This is a genomic window from Streptomyces sp. AP-93 (genome assembly GCF_022808175.1).
Classification (GTDB): domain Bacteria; phylum Actinomycetota; class Actinomycetes; order Streptomycetales; family Streptomycetaceae; genus Streptomyces.
The window spans coordinates 123,032-142,833 of the sequence record NZ_JALGBX010000001.1 but is presented as its reverse complement, the minus strand read 5'-3'; the positions used below and the strand labels follow the sequence as shown (position 1 = coordinate 142,833).

18 protein-coding genes are annotated in these 19,802 nt (G+C 74.4%); 9 read left to right on the top strand and 9 right to left on the bottom strand.

The annotated features are described in order from the left end of the window. Positions 1 to 9: 9 nt before the first annotated feature. Genes MTF69_RS00660 through MTF69_RS00650 form a run of 3 tightly spaced genes read right to left on the bottom strand, consistent with a single transcriptional unit; the run spans position 10 to position 3,490 of the window. Complete coding sequence (locus MTF69_RS00660) at positions 10 to 2,142, bottom strand: acyl-CoA dehydrogenase (protein ID WP_243329536.1); 2,133 nt, start codon at positions 2,140 to 2,142, stop codon at positions 10 to 12. Between the two features lie 38 nt (positions 2,143 to 2,180). After that, positions 2,181 to 2,774 (bottom strand): hypothetical protein, encoded by a 594-nt coding sequence (locus MTF69_RS00655; RefSeq protein ID WP_243329535.1) that lies wholly within the window; start codon positions 2,772 to 2,774, stop codon positions 2,181 to 2,183. Between the two features lie 8 nt (positions 2,775 to 2,782). Continuing rightward, positions 2,783 to 3,490 (bottom strand): hypothetical protein, encoded by a 708-nt coding sequence (locus MTF69_RS00650; protein ID WP_243329532.1) that lies wholly within the window; start codon positions 3,488 to 3,490, stop codon positions 2,783 to 2,785. A 176-nt stretch (positions 3,491 to 3,666) separates the two neighbouring features. On the opposite strand from MTF69_RS00650, the gene MTF69_RS43300 reads away from it, so the two are divergent. Together MTF69_RS43300 and MTF69_RS00640 are read left to right on the top strand one after the other, a co-directional pair. After that, the gene (locus MTF69_RS43300; RefSeq protein ID WP_243329530.1) at positions 3,667 to 4,908 is read left to right on the top strand and encodes a sensor histidine kinase; all 1,242 of its coding nucleotides are present in this window, start codon (positions 3,667 to 3,669) and stop codon (positions 4,906 to 4,908) included. Positions 4,909 to 4,912: 4 nt separating this feature from the next. Beyond that, on the top strand, positions 4,913 to 5,599 hold the full coding sequence (locus tag MTF69_RS00640) for a response regulator transcription factor (RefSeq protein ID WP_243329527.1): 687 nt from the start codon (positions 4,913 to 4,915) through the stop codon (positions 5,597 to 5,599). Between the two features lie 10 nt (positions 5,600 to 5,609). Here the strand turns inward: MTF69_RS00640 and MTF69_RS00635 are convergent, their stop codons facing one another. The 3 genes from MTF69_RS00635 to MTF69_RS00625 form a co-directional block, all read right to left on the bottom strand. After that, positions 5,610 to 7,658: a serine/threonine-protein kinase gene (locus MTF69_RS00635; RefSeq protein WP_243329526.1), complete on the bottom strand. Its 2,049-nt coding sequence runs from the start codon at positions 7,656 to 7,658 to the stop codon at positions 5,610 to 5,612. A gap of 580 nt (positions 7,659 to 8,238) precedes the next feature. Then, on the bottom strand, positions 8,239 to 8,580 hold the full coding sequence (locus MTF69_RS00630) for a hypothetical protein (RefSeq protein ID WP_243329524.1): 342 nt from the start codon (positions 8,578 to 8,580) through the stop codon (positions 8,239 to 8,241). 149 nt (positions 8,581 to 8,729) lie between these two features. After that, a complete protein-coding gene (locus MTF69_RS00625) occupies positions 8,730 to 9,461 on the bottom strand; it encodes a hypothetical protein (RefSeq protein WP_243330405.1) in 732 nt (243 codons plus the stop codon). A gap of 79 nt (positions 9,462 to 9,540) precedes the next feature. Here MTF69_RS00625 and MTF69_RS00620 point away from each other — a divergent pair, with 79 nt between their 5' ends. Both MTF69_RS00620 and MTF69_RS00615 read left to right on the top strand, forming a co-directional pair. After that, positions 9,541 to 10,476, top strand: a complete 936-nt coding sequence (locus MTF69_RS00620) for a LysR family transcriptional regulator (RefSeq protein WP_243329523.1) — start codon at positions 9,541 to 9,543, stop codon at positions 10,474 to 10,476. Positions 10,477 to 10,520: 44 nt separating this feature from the next. Continuing rightward, on the top strand, positions 10,521 to 12,401 hold the full coding sequence (locus MTF69_RS00615; RefSeq protein ID WP_243329522.1) for a serine/threonine-protein kinase: 1,881 nt from the start codon (positions 10,521 to 10,523) through the stop codon (positions 12,399 to 12,401). Positions 12,402 to 12,412: 11 nt separating this feature from the next. Here MTF69_RS00615 and MTF69_RS00610 read toward each other — a convergent pair whose 3' ends face one another. Then, entirely contained in the window at positions 12,413 to 13,036 is a 624-nt protein-coding gene (locus MTF69_RS00610; RefSeq protein WP_243329521.1) for a hypothetical protein, read from the bottom strand. 233 nt (positions 13,037 to 13,269) lie between these two features. On the opposite strand from MTF69_RS00610, the gene MTF69_RS00605 reads away from it, so the two are divergent. The 4 genes from MTF69_RS00605 to MTF69_RS00590 all read left to right on the top strand — a co-directional run bounded on the left by MTF69_RS00605 (position 13,270) and on the right by MTF69_RS00590 (position 17,338). Then, on the top strand, positions 13,270 to 13,911 hold the full coding sequence (locus MTF69_RS00605) for a class I SAM-dependent methyltransferase (RefSeq protein ID WP_243329520.1): 642 nt from the start codon (positions 13,270 to 13,272) through the stop codon (positions 13,909 to 13,911). 321 nt (positions 13,912 to 14,232) lie between these two features. Beyond that, on the top strand, positions 14,233 to 15,258 hold the full coding sequence (locus MTF69_RS00600; RefSeq protein WP_243329519.1) for an N-acetylmuramoyl-L-alanine amidase: 1,026 nt from the start codon (positions 14,233 to 14,235) through the stop codon (positions 15,256 to 15,258). Between the two features lie 150 nt (positions 15,259 to 15,408). Next, the gene (locus tag MTF69_RS00595; protein WP_243329518.1) at positions 15,409 to 16,224 is read left to right on the top strand and encodes a hypothetical protein; all 816 of its coding nucleotides are present in this window, start codon (positions 15,409 to 15,411) and stop codon (positions 16,222 to 16,224) included. 103 nt (positions 16,225 to 16,327) lie between these two features. Beyond that, positions 16,328 to 17,338, top strand: a complete 1,011-nt coding sequence (locus tag MTF69_RS00590) for an LLM class F420-dependent oxidoreductase (RefSeq protein WP_243329517.1) — start codon at positions 16,328 to 16,330, stop codon at positions 17,336 to 17,338. Between the two features lie 11 nt (positions 17,339 to 17,349). Here the strand turns inward: MTF69_RS00590 and MTF69_RS00585 are convergent, their stop codons facing one another. Beyond that, positions 17,350 to 18,300 (bottom strand): NADP-dependent oxidoreductase, encoded by a 951-nt coding sequence (locus MTF69_RS00585; protein ID WP_243329516.1) that lies wholly within the window; start codon positions 18,298 to 18,300, stop codon positions 17,350 to 17,352. 81 nt (positions 18,301 to 18,381) lie between these two features. Between MTF69_RS00585 and MTF69_RS00580 the strand changes: the two genes are divergently transcribed. Next, a complete protein-coding gene (locus MTF69_RS00580; protein ID WP_243329515.1) occupies positions 18,382 to 19,332 on the top strand; it encodes an AraC family transcriptional regulator in 951 nt (316 codons plus the stop codon). Here MTF69_RS00580 and MTF69_RS00575 read toward each other — a convergent pair. Then, positions 19,329 to 19,784, bottom strand: a complete 456-nt coding sequence (locus tag MTF69_RS00575) for a hypothetical protein (RefSeq protein WP_243329513.1) — start codon at positions 19,782 to 19,784, stop codon at positions 19,329 to 19,331. The two genes, MTF69_RS00580 and MTF69_RS00575, sit on opposite strands and share 4 nt — an antisense overlap. Between the last annotated feature and the right edge of the window lie 18 nt (positions 19,785 to 19,802).

The window sequence follows — 19,802 nt, the reverse complement described above, 5'->3', positions numbered from 1 at the left end:
GTCCTTCAGTCAGTCCCTGGGAAGGCCGAGAATCCGCTCGGCGACGACGTTGAGCTGGACCTGCGTGGTGCCCCCGGCGATGGTCAGGCAGCGGGACATGAGCATGCCGTGCACCGCCCGCTTCCCCGCCCCCTCGCTCACCGCGCCCGCCGGGCCCAGCAGTTCGAGCGTGAGCTCGGCGGTCCGCTGCTGGTGCGGGGTCTGGACGAGCTTGCGTACGGACGCGCCCGCGCCCGGCTCCAGTCCGGAGACCTGCTGGAGCGTGGTGCGCAGCCCGATGCAGGCCAGGGCGTGCGCCTCGGCCGCCAGGGCCCCGATCCGGACCCGGTAGCCGCCTTCGAGTTCGGCGGAGCGGGCGAGCAGCGCCTCCAGGCCGGTATCGAAGGTCATCTGGTCGGCCATGTGGACGCGTTCGTTGCCCAGCGTGTTGCGGGCGACCTTCCAGCCCCCGTCCTCGGCGCCCACCAGGGCGTCCGGCGGCAGCGGCACGTCGTCGAAGTAGACCTCGTTGAACAGGGCCTCGCCGGTGATCTCCTTGAGCGGCCGGATGTCGATCCCGGGGGTCTTCATGTCCACGATGAAGTAGCCGAGCCCCTTGTGCTTGGGGGCGTCCGGGTCGGTGCGGGCCAGCAGGATCCCGTAGTCGGCGCTGTGCGCGGAACTCGTCCACACCTTCTGCCCGTTGACCAGCCAGGAGCCGTCCCCGGAAGCCGACCGCTCCGCCTTCGTCCGCAGCGAGGCGAGGTCGGAGCCCGCGCCGGGCTCGGAGAAGAGCTGGCACCAGGTGACGTCCCCGCGCAGGGTGGGCAGCAGGTAGCGCTCCTGCTGTTCGGGGGTCCCGTAGGCGAGGAGGGACGGCACGACCCACGTGGCGATCCCGAGGTCGGCGACCTTGACCCCGGCGGCCGCCAGTTCCTGCTGGACGACGAGCTGTTCGACGGGACCGGCGCCGAGCCCGTACGGGGCCGGCAGGTAGGGGGCCGCGTACCCGGTGGGCGCCAGCACGCGGCGGGCGGTGGCGGGGTCGAGCCCGGCCGCGTCCGCGATGGCGCTACGGGCCTTCGCGCGGTGGGTCTCGGCCCGCGCGGGCAGCTCCAGGCGCAGCTCGCGCCGCGCTCCGGCGGCGGCGAGGCGTACGGCCCGGACCCGGTGGCCGTCGCCGGAGCCGAGGAGCTGGCGGGCGACGAGGGCCCGGCGGAGGTAGATGTGGGCGTCGTGCTCCCAGGTGAAGCCGATGCCGCCGAGCACCTGGACGCAGTCCTTGGCGCAGGAGTACGCGGCGTCGAGCGCGGTGCCCGCGGCCAGCGCGGCCACCAGCGAGCGCACCTCGGCCGGTTCCTCCATGGCCTGCGCGGCGTCCCAGGCGAGCGCCCGGGCCTGCTCCACGCGCACCAGCATGTCGGCGCACAGGTGCTTGATCCCCTGGAACTGCCCGATGGGCCGCCCGAACTGCTCGCGCACCTTCGCGTACTCGGCGGCGGTGTGCAGCGCCCAGGCGGCGGTGCCGCAGGCGTCGGCGGCGAACAGCACGCAGGCGAGGTCCCGTACGAGGGCGGCGTCGAGTTCCAGCAGGGCCCCCGGCCCGGCGGTGACCCCGCGGGCGCGGACCTCGGCGGTGGGCCGGGTCGGGTCGGCGCTGTCCTGCGTACGGATGTCCAGCGCGGCGGCGCCGACGGCGAACCAGCGGGTCCCGTGCGCGGTCTCGGCGGCGAGCAGCACGAGGTCGGCCTCGCCCGCGCCCAGCACCGGCGGCGCGGTCCCGTCGAGGAGGTACCCGCCCTCCACGGCCACGGCGGTCAGGTCCCCGGGCCCGAGCGCCACGGCCCCGACCCGCCCGCCGAGGGGCTCGGACCCGGCCCGGTCCAGGAGTACGGAGGCCAGCACGCTCGGCAGGTAGGCCCCCGGCAGCGCCGCCCGGGCGGCCTCCTCCACCGCGACGGCGAGGTCGAGCAGGCTCCCGCCCTCCAGGTGCGGCTCCAGCAGCCCGGAGGCGAGCAGCCCGTCCCAGTAGGCGGGCCTCGAGCCCGTCTGCGGCGGGGTGTCGAGGAGTTTGCGCACCTCCTCGGGCGGCACGGCCCGCGCGACCCAGCCGCGTACGGCTTCGGCCAACTCCCGCTGTTCCTGTGTGATTCCGATGCCCATGCGCGGCAGAGTAGAACACGTTGCATTCTGACGGAAGGTCAGAACTGAAACGTGTTCTCACTCTGGGGCCGGCCGCCGTCGCCCGGACCGGAGCGTGAGGCAATGACGAGCCGGCGGCCGGGTGCCGCGGTCCTCCGGCGGCGGTGGTAGGCCACGGTGACGACCGCCAGCAGCGGCCCCCAGGCCACCAGCGGCAGGTAGCAGGCCGTCATCACCCAGTACGCCGCGCCCGTCGGGGATCCGGGGGCGCCCATGTTCCCCGGGTCGTTCCAGCCGATGGCCCCCAGGACTCCCAGCAGGGTCAGCGCGGCAGCCCCCACGCCGGCGGGGATCACGGCGGCGAGCGGCGGTACGCGCCTGCCGCCGACCAACGGAAGCCAGTGCGGGGTGACTTCGCCCCAGCGCTGCACGAGGCCCAGGGCGAGGAATCCCAGTACCTCGGCGAACACGCTCAGGCCGATCAGGTAGAGCGAGAAGCCGCTGCCGAAGCTGACGTCCGCCAGCGGGTCGCCCCCGGAGAAGCCGAGCGGCACTCCGACCGCTCCGGCGATCCGCCAGAGCCCCGTGGGCAGCGGGGCGAGCGCGGCGAGGCGGGCGAGGCGCACCACTCGACGGCTCGGCGGGTACTCCATGGCGGCCCTCATTCGCTGATCTCCGCGTTCTCCGTGCTCTCCGTGCTCTCCGCCGGGGGCGTCGGGGGCGCCGGCAACACGTGCACGACCTTGAAGTCGCCGCTTTCGACGGTCTCGTACGGAGCGGCACTCAGGCACTTCGGAACCTCCAGCCCGTCGAACCCGGCCACGGCCCAGCTGTAGCCGACCCGGTCCTTCTTCCCGTCGCCCTTCCCGTCGTAGACGGTGAAGCCGATGCGCGTGCCGATGGCGCCGGGGGGCAGGTCGGAACGCGTGATGATGCCGGTGACGGTCGCGACCGGACCGCCGGTCAGCAGGCAGTCGATACGGCCTTCGGCGTACGCACCCCCCGTTCCGTCGGGAGCGTGGTGAGTGAACCGGAAGGTGCCGCGCGAGGTACCGGCCGGGGCGCCCGGCTCGTCGGGCTCGACCGGTGCGAAGCCGTGTGCGTCGAAGGAGAAGTGGACCTGCTGGCCGTCCTCCCGGTACAGCTTGGCGGAGCCGGTGAGACTCGATTCCTTCAGCGCCTTCTTCGCCCCGCCCGAGACGGAAGCCGAGCCGGAGGCAGAGGCCGAGGCGGAGGCCGAGGCGGAGGCCGAGGCGGAGGCCGAGGCGGAGGCCGAGGCGGAGGCCGAGGCGGAGACAGCGAGGCCGCCGATGACCGCCAGCGCGGCGATTCCGACGACGGACGTACGAAGCGTGGTACTGCGCAGCATGGTGAACTCCTTGATCCCTGCGACCGGTTGAGCCGCTGTTCGGTGTGGCATCAGCCTCCGCCACCGCGCCGATCCGCGACCATCGGCCGATGGGGAGATCCGCTCGGGGGCTCGGTGGACCCCTCTATGCCGTTCGGCAGAGGCCGCCGGCCCGCACAGCCCCTAAGGTCGTGGAGGTGAAGATCACGGGCATGGCACACCGGGACCGTGCCGTCGTCGGCGTCCTTACCGCCGCCTGCTGCGCCGCCACCCTCTTCCTGGGCGTACGGCCGCTGCCGGCGCTCGCTGCCGCCGGAATCGCCCTCGCCGCTTTCGGCTGCCTGCCGCGGTCGCGCGGATGGACCGGGACCGCCACGGGCGGCGCCGGCGCCCTGCTCCTGGTGGCCGCGTTCGGCTGGCCGGGACGCGGAACGGCCGAAGGAGCGCCGTGGCACATGGTGGCCGTAGGAGCGGTGCTGCTGCTCCTGACGGCGGCGGTGCGCTGGGCGCCCCGGCGGCAGCTCCTGACGGGCGGCGGGCTCGGCGCCGTGGCCGTCGCCGCATGGACCCTCCCGCTCGTCCCGGACGCCTCCTTCTTCGAGCGCCTCGGCCTGATGTCCTTCTGGTCGGCGCCGATCGCCGTCTCGGTCGTCGTCGGCGGCTATCCCCGCCTGATGGAGGACCGCCGCCGGCAGGCGGTCCTTGCCGCGCGCCGCGCCCAACAGCTCGAACTCGCCCACGATCTGCACGACTTCGTCGCCCACGACGTGAGCGGCATCGTCGTGCAGGCCCAGGCGGCCCGGTTCGTGGCCCAGCACGATCCGGCGGCGGCGGCCCGGGCGCTGGAACGGATCGAGCGGGCCGGACTCGCGGCACTGGCCTCGATCGACCGTACGGTCCGGATGCTGCACGCGGCCGACGAGAACACCGGCGGCAACGGTGACGGCGACAGCAGCGGCCTGACCGGAGACGAGGCCGCGCGCGGCGCCCGTACGGTCCTCCCGGGCATCGGCCAACTCGGCGAAGTCGTGGACCGGTTCAGTGAGACGGGACGGATACCGGCCCGGCTCGACCTGGCCCCGGACGTCACCGACGTGCTCTCCCGCGAGGGAGCCGCCACGGTCCACCGGGTCGTGGTGGAGGCGCTCACCAATGTCCGGCGCCACGCGCCGGGAGCGGCCGGTGTACGAGTCGAGCTCGGCACGGACCGTACGACCGTCGAGGTCAAGGTGACCAACGGCGGTGGCCGCGGCCGCTCTTCGCACCTGCCGGCCCTCTCCCGGCTCGAACGGGGCGCCAGGGGCGGCGGCGGACTGCTCGCACTGGCCGAACGCGTCCGCGCCTCCGGCGGCACCTTCGCCTCGGGCCCGTACCAGGACGGCTGGCGCGTGACCGCGACCCTTCCCGCCACCACCGGACCGCACGCCACGGCATCATGATCCCGTGACCACCCGCATTCTGATAGCCGACGACCAGGAAGACGTACGCAACGGCTTCCGGCTCATCCTCGACTCGCAGCCCGACATGACCGTCGTCGGGGAGGCCGCCGACGGTGCGACAGCGGTCGAACTCGCCCGTACGCTGCGGCCCGACGTCGTACTCGCCGACATCCGGATGCCGCGCCTGGACGGCTTGGAGGTGACCCGGCTCCTGGCGGGCCCGACCGCCGAACACCCCGTCCGCGTCGTAGTCGTCACGACGTTCGACCTCGACGACTACGTGCACGCCGCACTGCGCAACGGCGCCTGCGGCTACCTGCTGAAGCGGTCGGGCCCCAACCTGCTGATCGAGGGCGTACGGGCGGCGATGGCCGGAGACACCCTGATCAGCCCGCAGCTCACGGTCCGGCTGCTGCGCAGCCTGTCCGCGCCGCAACCCGGCCCGCAACCCGGCCCGCAGGCCGTTCCCGCACCGCAGAGCGCAGCCGAGGACCCCCTCACCGCGCGGGAGCGCGAGATCGCCCTGCTCGTCGCACGCGGCCTGACCAACGCCGAGGTCGGCGCCGAGCTGTTCATCTCGCCGGGCACCGCCAAGACCCATGTCGCCAACATCCAGGCGAAGCTGGCGGTGCGCAACCGGGTGGGCATCGCGGCGTGGGCCTGGGAGACCGGCCTGGCGAGCGGCACTTGAAGGACCGAGGTCAGGACTTTTCGTAGTAGTAGCCCTCGCCGTGGGAGGGGCCGACGTTGTGCTGGAGGCCGGCCGGCAGGCTCTTGGTGAAGAAGGAGGGGTCCAGGACCCCGCAGAACTGGCTGGTGGACTTGGACTTGTCCACCGCGGCCGCGCCGATGTTGATCCGGGTGCCGCCCGAGGCCAGCGACGTCACCTTGGCGATGTTCTCGCAGTGGCCCATGTTCGATTCGGTGATCAGCCGGACGGCTCCGGACCGGGTGATGGTCACCGTCTCCGGCTGGCCGATGTTGAAGTCGCCCTTGTAGGTCCAGGTGCCGGTGAAGTACGCGGGGACCGCGTCGCTGCCGCCGGACGAACCGCCGCTGGGCGAGCCGCCACTCGGCGAACCGCCGCCACTGGGGGAGCCCCCGCCGCTCGGCGAACCCGAGCCGCCCGGGGTGGCGCTCGGGCCGGTGCCCGTACCGGTGCCTCCGGCGGCCGGGCCACCGCCGCCGCCCTGGCTCGCGCTGCTGCCGCCCGGGGTACCGGAGCCTCCGCCGGGGGTCCCCGCGCCCGCCGCGGCGCCGCCCTGGCCGTCCGGCACCGGTACGGGCGGGCTCTGGGCGGCCTGGGGGCTCTCGGAGTTCGGACTGCCCGGGGCGGCGGGTGACCCGCTCGCCGCCGAAGGGGAGCCGGAGGAGGCGCCGGGCGTCACGGGCGCACTGCTCGCCGGGGGCGAGGCCTGCGCCCCGTCGCCACCGCCGCCGAACGGCTGGAGCAGGGCCACCGTGCCCCCGCCGACGGTCAGCACCAGGACGGCGGGCACGGCGATGGACCACCGCCGCCGTGCCCCGCGCCGCTCGTTCTCCGCGGCACCGCCGGCGACGGCGGCCGGTCCGGCCGCCGGAACGGCAGCCGGTCCCCCCGCCTGTCCGCCCGCCGGCTCGACGACCTCGACGACCTGCTCGCCGGACCGGCCGGACTCACCAGCCGCACCAGCCGCACCCGCCGCACCCGCCTCCGGACGCAGCCCGACCGTCCCCCGGTCCGGGGTCTGCGTATCCCCCGGGCCCCCGCCTTCCGCGGCCGCGGCCACGGGCACCGCCTCCGCGTCGAGCAGCCGCGCCGCCTGCCGGGCCAGCCGTTCCACCACCTCGGGCGGCAGCCACGCCCCTCCACGCACCGCCGGGCGGACCCGCTCCGGATCCGCCAGCAGCTCGTCCACGCCCGGCCGTTCCTCGACGCCCTTGACCAGGCAGCGGCCGATGAGCGCGCGCAGGGTGGCGTCCGCCACCCGCTCCAGGGCCGGTTCGCCCTCCACGATCTGGAACATCACCGCGTGCTGGTTGCTGGCGCCGTGCCCGAAGGGCAGCTCGCCCGTGGCCGCGTACATCAGGACACAGCCGAGGGTGAACACGTCGCTCTTCGCCCCGGCCCGCTGTCCGCGCACCTGCTCGGGCGACATGAACCCGGGCGAGCCGACGACCATGCCGGTGCTGGTGAGCAGCGACTCGACGGAGGTCTCCAGGGCGCGCGAGATCCCGAAGTCGATGACCCGGCTGCCCTCGACGGTCAGCATCACGTTCGACGGCTTGAGGTCGCGGTGCACGATCCCTGCGCTGTGGATGTCCTTCAGCGCGTGCAGCAGCCCGTCCGCGAGGGCGTGTACGGAGTCCACGGGCAGGGGGCCGTGCCGGCGCACGATCTGCTCCAGCGAGAGCCCGGGTACGTATCCGGTGGCCACCCACGGCCGTTCGGCGTCGGGATCCGCGTCCAGGACGGGCGCGGTGTACCGCTCGCCCACCTTCCGGGCGGCGTCGATCTCGCGGCGGAACCGGGCCCGGAACTGCGCGTCGGCCACGTGCTCCTCGTGCAGCACCTTGACCGCGACCGTACGCCCGCCCTCGGACCGGGCCAGGAACACCCGGCCCATCCCGCCGGCACCGAGGCGCCCGAGCAGCAGGTACGGCCCGATCCGGCCCGGATCACCGGCCGCGAGCGGCTTTATGCCGCCGTCCGCATCGCCGACGTGGCCATCACTGCCGCCACCCTGCCCCTTGCCGGTCCCGCTGCCCATGCTGCCCGTCCCCCGGTGATCCCCTGCGGGCGGCCGGTCGGCCCGTCCCGTTCGAACTCGGCTCAGGGTAGAGCCAGTTCACCTGCACCCTGAAGGCGAGGTCGGGCGCGTACGAGAAATGGCCGGGCGGACGGCCTCCGTGCCACCGGCCGTACGGGTACTCCTGCCGAGCCCTGACGCCTGGGGAACGGTGCCACCGGAAACCCTTCTCTTCAAGGGGGGTGGGGCAAGGCCGGGCACGAGGCGGAGGCCCCGCGCAGGCGCGACCCCCAAGGGCCGCTATGCCCGCTCCCCGGAAGTTGCTTGAGTGCGCGTGTTCCCTTCGCACTTCATCCCCGAGGAGCCCCCCTGCCCCACCGTCCCCACCTCCGCAGCGCGGTGATCGGCGCGGTCACCGCGGCGCTCCTCACCGGCTCCGGCCTGCTCGCCCTCCCCGTACAGGCGGAGAGCCGACAGGCTCCGGTTACCGCCGCCGCTCAGACGGGAGCGACGGTGACGGACCGCTGGGGCACGGACGCAAACTCCATCGGAAAGACGGTGTGGTTCGAGTGCGCCGCCGCCCCCTGTGACCCGGTCCGGGTCAGCCGCGGGCCTGAGCCGCCCGGGCGCGGTCGCAGACGATCCGCATGAACTCCTCCGCCTCGCGCTCGGATCCGGCCCCCTCGCGCAGGGGCCCGTAGTGCATCTCGATCACGACGGTCCCGACGCGTGCCCTCCACATCAGGTGGCGGCCGATCTGGGTGGGGTCCGCAAGATGCTCGTCGGCAACGGTGTACGCGGTCGTCGCGCTCTCGTCGCCCAGTTTCCGGGTGGCGAAGGGGACTTCCTTCCCTCCGCCCGGATTGTCGAGTTCGGCGACCAGCTCCGTGTAGCCCCGGCCGGCGGCCGTCGCGTCCGGGCAGGAATACACCGAGAACCGCACCGTGAGGTCGGTGTGGCCGTCGGCGTCCTCCGCGGCCGAGCCGTAGTCGGACCAGCCCGCTCCTCGGGGCCCCCCGGTATCACGCGGCGCTCCGAAGCGGTGTCGTTCCCCCGTCCGGGCAGGAACACCCCCTTCCGGCCCCCCTGCGGTCAGTGGCTGCGCGCGTGCTCGACGGCCGCCGCCGCCAGGCCCGTGACGAACGGGTGGGCGCGGGTGCCGTCGCCGTCCAGTTCGGGCTGGAAGAGGGTGGCCAGGAAGAAGGGGTGCTCGGCCAGTTCGGCGATGCGGATGTCGCCGGATTCGTCGGCGCCGGTGAAGGTCATGCCGTGCGCCCGCAGCAGGTCCGAGTGGAGCGGGTTGGGGCCGTAGTTGCAGTGGTACCGCGCCTGCGTGCGGTCCGCGCCGAGCAGCCGGGCGGCACGGGAGCCGGGTGTGACCCGTACGGTCCCCTCGTGGCCCACGAGCGAGCAGGCCAGCGGGACGACCACGGCGTCCGCCTCCGTGGTCGCGGGGTCGTTCTCGGCGTGGGCGGCCCGGTCGAGGCCGCAGACGGTACGGGCGAACTCCAGCAGGGCGTGCTGGAAGCCGCCGCAGGTGCCGAGGAAGGGGATGCCGTTCTCGCGGGCGTCCCGGATCGCCGCGAGCACCCCGCCCTCGCTGCGGTAGGGGCTGCCGGGGAGGACCCAGACGGCGTCGAAGCCGTCCATGCCCTCGCCGGCTTCCTCGGTGGGGATCCAGTAGGCGTCCAGGTCAAGGCCCTCGCGCAGGCGCAGTGCCTCCAGCAGGCCGGGGACGCGGGCGTGGGAGCGTACGGCGTCGGAGCGGTCCGCGATCAGGGCGATGCGGGCGGTTGCCGTACCGGCGGTCTGGTTCACGTTCATCATGACGGCCATCCTCCGAGCCGCCGCCCATCACGTCCAACGATGATCCGCACTACTCCCATAAGCGATACTGATGCCCATGGATCCGCATCTGCTGCGCACCTTCGTCGCGGTCCTCGAACACCGCTCCTTCTCCACCGCCGCCTCGGTCCTCGGCTACACGCAGCCGGCCGTCTCCCAGCACATCGCGGCGCTCGAAGCCGACTTGGGCGCCCGGCTGGTCGAGCGGCGGCCCGTCGCCCCCACCGAGGCGGGGGTCCGGCTGATGGAACACGCCCCCGCGCTGCTCCTGCGCCTGGACGCGGCCCGCGCCGACATCGCCCGCCTGCACCGGGCACCCGACGCCCGGCTGACGCTGGCCTGTTCCCCCGCGGCCTTCGGGCCGGCACTCGCACAGGCCCTGGCCCGGCTGCGCGCCGCGGGGCCGGTGGAGGTCGGCCTGCACGTCCTGGGCCGGGACGCGGTGGTCGAGGCGGTCCTGACCGGCCGCGCCGGCCTCGGCCTCGTGGACGGAGTGGCCGCGCCCAGCGATCCCCTCCCGCTGCCGGACCTGGGCCCCACCGTCACCCTCGCCGTCACCGAGGAGCCCCTGGCGGTGCTCTTCCCGCACGACCACCCCCTGGCGCGGCGCAGTTCGGTCCGGCTGCCCGACCTCGCGCAGGCGCAGTGGATCGACGCCCCCGACACGGCGGTCCCCTTGACCCGGCTCCGCGAGGTCAGCCACACCCCCGGCTTCCACCCGCGCATCCACCACCACGGCACGGACCCGCACGCTCTGGCCGCCCTGGCCGCCGCCGGCCACGGCCTGACCGCCCTCCCCCTCTCCCTGGCCGCCACGTTCCCCGGCACCACGGCGATCCCGGTCCACGCCCCCCGCCTGGTCCACCGCACGGAACTCCTGCACCCCGCGGACCCGCCCCCGCACGCGGCCCGCCTGACGGCCTTCCTCACGGGCCGTGCTGAGTCGGCCGTTCGCGGCCCGGGGCCTCACCACGTGGAACGCCGCCGGACATAGGCTTCGCCCCGGCGGGACGAGGATCGTGGCGGGGAGACGAGCGGGTGCGGGAACTGATCGAAGACCGGTACGAGTTGGAGGAGCTGCTCGGCCGGGGCGGGTTCGGCGAGGTGTGGCGGGCCACGGACCGCCGGGTGGGCCGCCGGGTCGCCGTCAAGATCGGGTACCCGCTGACGTACGAGGACACCCGCCGCTTCGAGCGGGAGGCCAGCCTCGCCGGGAGCCTCGCCCATCCCCACATCGCCACCATTCACGACTTCGGCCGCACCGAACGCGCCGGGCGCAGCACGGTCTTCCTGGTGATGGAGCTACTCCGGGGACGCAGCCTCGCCGAGGTCCTGGAGGAAGGGGTACCGCCCCTCGCCGACGCCCTGGACTGGGCGCGGCAGATCGCGGACGCCCTCGGGGCCGCGCACGACGCCGGGATCGTCCACCGGGACATCAAGCCGGCGAATGTGATGGTGGTCGGGCACGTCGGGAACGGCGGGCACGGCGGGAACGGGGTGGCGAAGGTCCTCGACTTCGGCATCGCCAAGGCCCCGGGCGGCCCCGGTACGGAGCTGACGGGCACCGGCATGATCATCGGCTCCTTCCCGTACATGGCCCCGGAGCGCTGGACGGGCGGCGCGAACGGGGTCCCCGTGGACGGCCGCAGCGACCTGTACGCCCTGGGCTGCGTCCTGATGGAGCTGCTCACCGGCGAACGCCCCTTCCCCGCACGCGAGATGCACGAACTCCTCGCCCAGCACCTGACGGCCGAGCCGCCGTCCCCCGGCTCTCTCCGGCCGGGGCTGCCCGCCGGCCTCGACGACCTCGTACTCGGCCTGCTCGCCAAGGACCCCGGGAACCGTCCCGCCGATGCGCACGAGGTGGCGCGGCGGCTCGCGGACCTCGCCCGGGGCGGCGCACCGTCCGCGCCCGCCCTCACGCCCCCGTCCGGACCCGGGCCGGTCCCGTCCTCCCCCGCCCCCTCCCCCGCGCCTCCGGTGCCGTCCTACTCCCCGACCGTCCACGTCCTCGCGGCCCAGCCGGCCGACGATCCCGTCCGGGCCCTGTTGCGGCGGCGCCTGGAGCGGCTTCTGACGGACGCCCCCGCCGACCTCGTGGAACGGCTGGGCATGCTGGCCGCCGACTCCACGGAGGAGCTCGGCGCGAACGACCCGCTGACGGTGCGGGCCGCCTACCACCGGGCGGTGCGCGTACGCGGGCAGTCCGGCGTCGAGCTGGAGCGCATCCTGCCCCGCATGGTGCGGGTCCTCGGCCTGGAGCACCACGACACGATCACCGCGCGCGTCGCGTACGTCGGCGAAGCCGCGGCCCACGGACCCGGCGACGGCCACCGCCACGAGGGGGAGCTGCGCGAGATCATCGAGCAGGCGGTCCGGGTGCTCGGTCCCGACGACCCGGTGACCATGACCGCCCGGTACTACCTGGCCTCGGCGATGCAGCGCGGCGCGCACGACCGCGACGGCCAGTGGGACGCCCGCACGCCCGAGCGGGCCGAGCGCGAACGCGCCCTGCTGGGGCCGCTGCTGCCCGGACTGGAGCGGACCCTGCCCTCCGACGGGCCGATCCTGCTCGACGTACGGCGTCGGCTGGCGCACGACGCGTGGCTGGTCGGCGACTTCGCGGCGGCCGCGCCGCTGTACCTGCGGCTGTTCCCGGACGTGGAGGAGCTCGTGGAACACGGCGACCCGGAGGTGGCTCACCGCGTGATCCGCAGCATCGGCGAGGCGGGGGATCCCGAGCGCGCGCTGAGCCTCGTCAACCCTCTGCTGCACCGGCTCCCCTTCGTCTTCGGCAGCGGCGACTGGCTGACCCAGGAGGTCACGGACACCCGCGCGGACCTGCGCCGCGCACTGCGCGAACGCCGCCGCGGCGCCGGCCCGGGGACCGGCACCCTCTCCCGTCTCTTCGGCCGCTGACCGGAAGGGGGTCAGGAAGCCGGCCCGTCCGGCCGGCCGTGGCCCAGGAGGAATTCGGTCGCCCGGGCGATGGCCTCGGCGTAGGTCGGGTGCACGGCTTCCGACTCCTCCTCCTGCCCGTCCGCGGCGACGGCGGTGTACCACCAGGCGTCGGCGTCCGGGTCGTGGTGGATGACGGCGGTGCCGCCCGCGTAGCGCAGCGGGATGGACTCACTGGCGGACCGCTTCGCCACCGCGTGGGGCCACTTGAGGCGGGCGGACTGGCGCTTGATGCCGCCCCAGGCCGCGCCGAGCTGCGTGTAGCTGGCTCCGCTGCGGCCGGCGACGGTCGCGGCGCTCTCCGCCATCCGGTCGACGGACCGTTTGGCCTCGTAGAGCGCCCGCAGCAGGGCCAGTTGTACGTCGGGGGCGGCCATGAGGACGGGGTCGAAGGGCCGGCCGGCGGCCCGGTAGGCCTGCGCGCGCGTCGAGATGCGCTGCGCCAGCGGGCGGACCGCGTCGAGCACCTGGTCGTCCATCGCGAACTCCTCGTCCTCGGCGGGCTCGCTCCAGGCGGGCTCCACCAGGGCCATGACGGTGGCCCAGAAGTCCTCGTCGTTCCTGTCGGGGGTCGGGATCGATACCGAATCATCCATGTGACATGTTTACCTGCCGCAAGCCCTAACGACAAGTAAAACTGTCGGCTGAGACGGGATGACAGCAACTCATGTCGCCCTCCGACACGGTGGGCGGGCCCGGGCATGGCGTCCTACCAGCGGGTAAGGCAGCATGGGCCGCCGACGTACGCCGACGTACGCCGACGTACGCCGATGTACGCCGACGCGTGCCGACGCATGCCGCATGCCGCCCACCCCGCAGGAGGAACACCATGGCCAGCCCCAAGCCGGAGACCCTCGCCGCCTTCGAGGCCGCCAAGGGGTTCATGCCCGTAGGGGAAGGCCTCGCCCTGTACGAGGCGGCCGCCTCCGCGGCGCGGCTCGGGCTGCCGTTGCTGGAGGTCGGGACCTACTGCGGGCGCTCCACGATCCTGCTCGCCGACGCCGCCCGCGAGGCGGGGGTGAGCGCGCTCACCGTGGACCACCACCGGGGCAGCGAGGAGCAGCAGCCCGGCTGGGAGTACCACGACCCGAGCGTCGTCGACCCGGAGATCGGGCTGATGGACACCCTGCCCACCTTCCGCCGGACCCTGCACAAGGCCGGCCTGGAGGACCACGTCATCGCGATCGTCGGCCGCTCACCGCAGGTCGCAGCGGCCTGGGGCGGCAAGCTCGGCCTGGTCTTCATCGACGGCGGCCACACCGACGAGCACGCCACGGGCGACTACGAGGGCTGGGCCCCGCACGTCGCCGAGGGCGGCACGCTGGTGATCCACGACGTGTTTCCCGACCCGGCCGACGGCGGCCAGGCCCCATACCGCATCTACCTGCGCGCCCTGACCTCCGGCGCCTTCGAGGAGGTCTCGGTGACCGACTCCCTGCGCGTGCTGCGCCGCACGGGCGAGGGCATCTGACCCGGCCCGCACCCAGCCCCACCCGCCCGCTCGTGGAGGCGACGTCGGCCAAATCCAGCCCCACCCGCCCGCTCGTGGAGGCGACGTCGGCCAAATCCAGCCCCGCCCGCCCGCTCGTGGAGGCGACGTCGGCCAAATCCAGCCCCGCCGGCGTTTGAGGCGCGGGGGTCCGGGGGCAGCGCCCCCCGGCAACGGCGCCGCACCCGCGCACAGCGCCCGGCGGCTCGGGGCCCAACAGGTCAGCGGAGCATATAACCGCACCGCGCCCCCGGATGGCCCACGGTCCGTACACCCGGCCGACCGCCGGTCTAGCATCGCCGGGTGCGCTACGACGAAAGCCTCCCGCCGCTCCCCGAGTCCTCGACGTCCATCAGTCCGGACCGGCCCTGGTACACCCGCCGGTCGACCCTGGTCGTCGCGGTGGCCGCGGTCGCCCCGGCCGCTCTGGCCGGGTGGGTACTGACCGAGGTGCTGAGCGGGGGCGTCGGCGACGACTCGCGGCCGCCCCGGATCGTGATGCCGCTCGCGGCGTCGGCGGCGGCATCCTCCGCGCCCCCGGCACCGGGATCCGCATCGGCATCGGCCTCCGCGTCGGCTCCGGCCGCGAGCCCGGCCCCCGGCGCGACCCCCGGAGGGACCGGCACCGTGCCGAGCCCCGCCGCCGCCAAGGGCCTCGCCGGCCGCACCGTCGTCATCGACCCCGGTCACAACACGGGCAACTTCAAGCACACCACCGAGATCAACCGCCAGGTGGACATCGGCACCAACCGCAAGGAGTGCGACACCACCGGCACGACCACCAACTCCGGCTACATGGAAGCCGAGTTCAGCATGGACGTGTCGCGCCGCCTGCGCACCGTCCTGGAGGCCAAGGGCCTCAAGGTGGTCCTCACCCACGAGGCCGGCAAGGAACGCCCCTTCGGCCCGTGCATCGACGAGCGCGCCCGCATCGGCAACGAGGCCGTCGCCGACGCCGTGGTCTCCGTCCACGCGGACGGGGTCTCGGCCGGCAGCCGCGGTTTCCACGTCATCCTCCCCGCCAAGGTCAAGGGCGGCGGCGCCGACACCGCGAAGATCATCGGACCGTCCCGGCAGCTCGGCGAGCGGATCGCCGGGAACTTCGCCCGGACCACCGGTTCCGCCCCCGCCAACTACCTCGGCGGCGGTACCGGATTGGTCGTCCGCGACGATCTGGGCGGACTGAACCTCTCGACCCGGCCCAAGGTGTTCATCGAATGCGGCAACATGCGTGATGCCAAGGACGCGGCACAGCTGTCGAGTCCGCAGTGGCGCCAGAAAGCGGCCCAGGGCATCGCGGACGGCATCGTCGGCTTCCTCGGCGGGTAGGGCCACCGGGACCGTCCCTCCGGGCGGCCCGCAGCCCCGATCCTCTCGGCCGCGGCAAAGCTCCGTACCATGGTGCCGCCCGCCCCCCTGCGTCACGGCGGGCACCCCACGGCACCACGAGACGACGAGACCGAGAAGGACACCTGAGACGTGAACATCCGATCCCTCACTCGAGGCGACGGCGTGGTGATCGGAGCAGCGGCGCTGCTGTTCATCGCCTCGTTCCTCGATTTCTATTCCGCGCCCGGCGTCGACGCACCGAGCGCGTGGGACACCGACGTGTACCGCCTGGCGCTGCCGAGCATCTTCCTGCTCGCGTTCATCGCCGTCGGCCTGCTCGTCGCGGCCCGCCTGCAGCCCGCCGGACGCCAGCTCCTGGGCCTGCCCTTCCAGGCCTGGGGCACCGTGCTCTCCGTCGCGGCCGCCTGGTCCGCGCTCTGGGCCCTGATCACCTGCCCGACCGGGGCCGACCTGGGCGCGGGCGCCGTCATCGGCTTCCTCGCCACGGCCGTGCTGGCCGGCGTGACCCTCTTCGGGTCGAAGGTGCCCGCGCTCGCCGGGCAGCTGATCCCGGACCCGAAGCCCGCCGCCGCCGTCGTCCCGCCGTACGGCGGCCAGCAGCAGCCGGGCGCCGGGTACGGCTACCCGGGCGGCCAGGAGCCGCAGCCGTACGGGGCCGCCCCGCAGCCGGTCCCGCCCTACGGCGGCGGCCACGAGCAGCCCCAGGCCCCGCAGGACGCGACCCCGCAGCCCGCCCCGGCGGCGGACTTCACGCCGTTCTGGTTCGCCGTTCCGGTGGCCCGCCCGCTCTTCGCCGAGGACGGCAGCCCCGCCCCGATCGCGGAGCTCGCGCCCGGCACCTGGTACCTGGCCGTGGAGCAGCGCGGTCCGGCCACGCTGATCGCCCAGACCCAGGACGGCCGCCGCGGCGTCCTGAACGACACCTCGGGCATCCAGCGCGGCTGACCCCGGGCGCGCTCACGCACAACGGCCCCCCGCCCTTCCGGGCGGGGGGCCGTTGCCCTACAGTCTCCTGACGCATCGTCAGATTCGTGGAGGGGACCGTCACATGCGCCTCGGACTCGCACTCGGCTACTGGGGCCGCGGCCCCAATCCGGACCACCTCGACCTCGCCGCCGAAGCCGAGAACCTCGGCTACGACTCCGTGTGGACCGCCGAGGCCTGGGGCTCGGACGCCTTCACCCCGCTCACCTGGATCGCCGCGCACACCTCGCGCATCCGCCTGGGCACCGCCATCGCGCAGATGGCCGCCCGCACTCCGACCGCCACCGCGATGCAGGCCCTGACCCTGGACCACCTGTCCGGCGGCCGGATGATGCTGGGCCTCGGCCTGTCCGGCCCGCAGGTGGTCGAGGGCTGGTACGGGCGCCCCTTCCCCTCCAGCCCGCTGACGGCGACCCGGGAGTACGTGGACGTCATCCGCCAGGTACTGCGCCGCGAGGCCCCGGTCGCGCTGGACGGCCGCTTCCACAGCCACCCGTACCGGGGCGCGGACGGCACCGGCATCGGCAAACCGCTCAAGCCCATCACCCACCCGCTGCGGGCCGACCTGCCGCTCCTGCTCGGCGCGGAGGGCCCGAAGAACATCGCCCAGACCACCCGCATCGCGGACGGCTGGCTCCCCCTCTACTGGTCGCCGACCCGCACGGACGTCTACCAGGCCTCGCTGTCCGAGCTCCCCGAAGGGTTCATGATCGCTCCGATGGCCCGGGCGAAGGTCTGCGACGACGTCGCGGAGGGACTCCTCCCGGTGAAGGCGATGCTGGGCTTCTACATCGGCGGGATGGGGCACGCGGCACGCAACTTCCACGCCGACCTCATGGGCCGGATGGGCTACGAGGAGGAGGCGCACCGGATCCAGGAGCTGTTCCTGGCCGGGCGCAAGGAAGAGGCCGTCATGGCCGTCCCGGACGCCTTCGCGGACGAGATCTCCCTGGTCGGACCGCGGGAGCGGATCGCCGAACGCCTGGAGCTGTGGCGCAAGGGTCCGGTGACCGACCTGCTCCTGACCGCCCCCGACCCGCACACCCTGCGGGTCCTGGCGGAGCTGAACAGCTAGGTTCCGGCCCGTCAGAGGGATGCACGCCGGCTCGCGTCCGGAACCAGGATCGTCTTTCCGCGGACGAGAGTTCCCGCTTCCGCTTCCGCGTGTACGTCGGCCAGGTCGGCCAGCGGGCGGACCGCGGCGGGGGCGACCTCCAGGTCGCCCGCGTCGACCAGTGCGACCAGCCGCGAGAGCTGCCCGGTGTCCCGGCGGGCCACCAGGTGGATGCCGCCGGGGATCGGAGTCGCCACGGAGACCGCCACGCCGCCCGGGCCGAGGAGGGCCGGCAGGGCGGCGGCGGCCGCCGGGCCGAGCGGGGCCAGGTTGAGCACGGCGTCGAGCGGTTCGCCCTCCAGGGCCGCGCGGAGCGGGCCGGCCGTGTGGTCGATCACCCGCTGCGCCCCGTACCGCCGCACCGCCGGCGCACTGCGCGGGCTCGCGGTCGCCACGACGGTGGCCCCGGCCCAGCGTGCGAGCTGCACGGCGAAGGCGCCCACGCCCCCGCCGGCCCCGTTGATCAGGATCCGGCTGCCCCGGCCGATCCCCGCCGCCTCGAACAACGCCTGCCAGGCCGTCAGGCCGGCCACCGGGATCGCCGCCGCGGCCGCGAGGGGGAGGGAGCGGGGGGCCGGGACCAGCAGGTCGGGGGCGACGGACACGTACGGGGCGGCGGCTCCGCCCGAGTCCAGCCGGCCGATCACCCGCTCCCCCGTGGCGACGACCGTGCCCGCCAGGTCCCAGCCCGGGACGTACGGCAGGTCCAGGGGCAGGACCTGCCGCAGCAGCCCGGCGCGCAGGGCGAGTTCGGACGGGTTGAAGGAGGTGGCCGCCACCTCCACGAGAACCTCGCCGGGAGCCGGGACGGGGACCGGCACCTCCTCGTGGCGGATGACGGCGGGGCCTCCGTAGGCGTGGACGCGGGCCGCGCGCATCGTGGCGGCGGGCTGTCGGGTTTCGTTCTGTCGGGTTTCGTTCATGCCCCCACGCTATGAGCCGGGCGGAAGACGATCCATGCGTGAAGATCCATGTTTCCTGCGCATCCGTCTAAGCTGCCGGGCGTGGACGTACTCAGCGATGTCATCGCGCTCATGCGTACGGGCAGGCCCACGTCGGCGCTCGTACGGTGGCACGCGCCCTGGGGCCAGCGGTTCCCCGCGGTCCCCGGGTCGGCGGGCTTCCAGGTGGTGCTCAGCGGGAGCTGCCTGCTGGCGACCGCCTCGGAGCCGGTCCGTCTGAACGCCGGGGACGTGCTGTTCCTGCCGCACGGGCACGGGTACACACTGCTCGGCGAGCCGTCGGCCGAGCCGGCCGAACCCCGCTGGGAGCCCGACCGCGAACCCGCCCTGCTCGTCCGGGACACCGTCGGGGAGCCGGGCGCCGGGCCGGTCACCGTGACCCTGTGCGGCGGGTACCGGATCGAGGCGGAGCACGCGCATCCGCTGTTGCGGGAACTCCCCGAGGTGCTCCACCTGCCGGGCGGACAGCCCGGCGCGGCCGAGGCGGTGGCCCTGCTGGCCCGGGAGGCGCAGGAGCCCGGGCTGGGGACGGACACGCTGCTCCCGGCCCTGCTGGACGTGCTGCTGCTGTACGTGCTGCGGGCGCACGTGGGCGGGGTTTCCGGGCCGGGCGGGGCCGCCGGGGAGGCCGGGCGGACGGGCTGGGCGGCGGCGCTCGTCGACCCCGCCGTCGGCGCCGCGCTGGCGGCCATCCACGCCGAACCGGACCGCCCCTGGACGGTCGCCTCCCTGGGGGCGCGGGCCGGACTGTCGCGGGCCGCCTTCGCCCGCCGGTTCCACGAACGCGTCGGGCAGCCGCCGCTCGCCTACCTGACGTGGTGGCGCATGACCACGGCCGCGCGCCTGCTGCGCACCACCGACACACCCCTGTCGGTCCTGGCGGCCCGCTCCGGCTACACCTCGGAGTACTCCTTCGCCCACGCCTTCAAACGGACCTACGGGATCCCGCCCGGGCGCTACCGCGGCGGGCGTCGCGACGAAGAGACGACCTAAGCCGTCCCTTCCGTCCCTTCCGTCTCTGCCGCCTCTGCCGTCTCTGCCGTCCCGCCGTCCGCCTGCTCCACCGCGGCCAGCAGCTCCCGCAGGTCCAGCGGCATCACGGCGATCTCCATGCCGCCGGAGGCTCCGCGCTCGTCTCCCGCGAACTCAACGGTCACGATGCGCGAGCCCGGGTTGATGGAGATGCCCTCCTTCACGGAGGGCGCCCGTACGCCGGTGGCGCGGGCTCCGGTCAAGGTCACGGGCTCGCCCCGGCCGGGCACCCAGCGGGCCGCGCCCTGGTCGGCGTAGACCCGGCCGCTGCGCCAGCGGCCGGTGCCCGCGGGCTGCCGGGCCATGCACGGGATGCCGGGCACGGGCCCGACGGCCTGGCGCCGGAGGTGCTTGCGGCGCATCAGCCAGCCGGCTGCGGCGGCGGCGCCGGCGAGGACCACGTACTCGATCACCGGCCCATTCAAACAGGT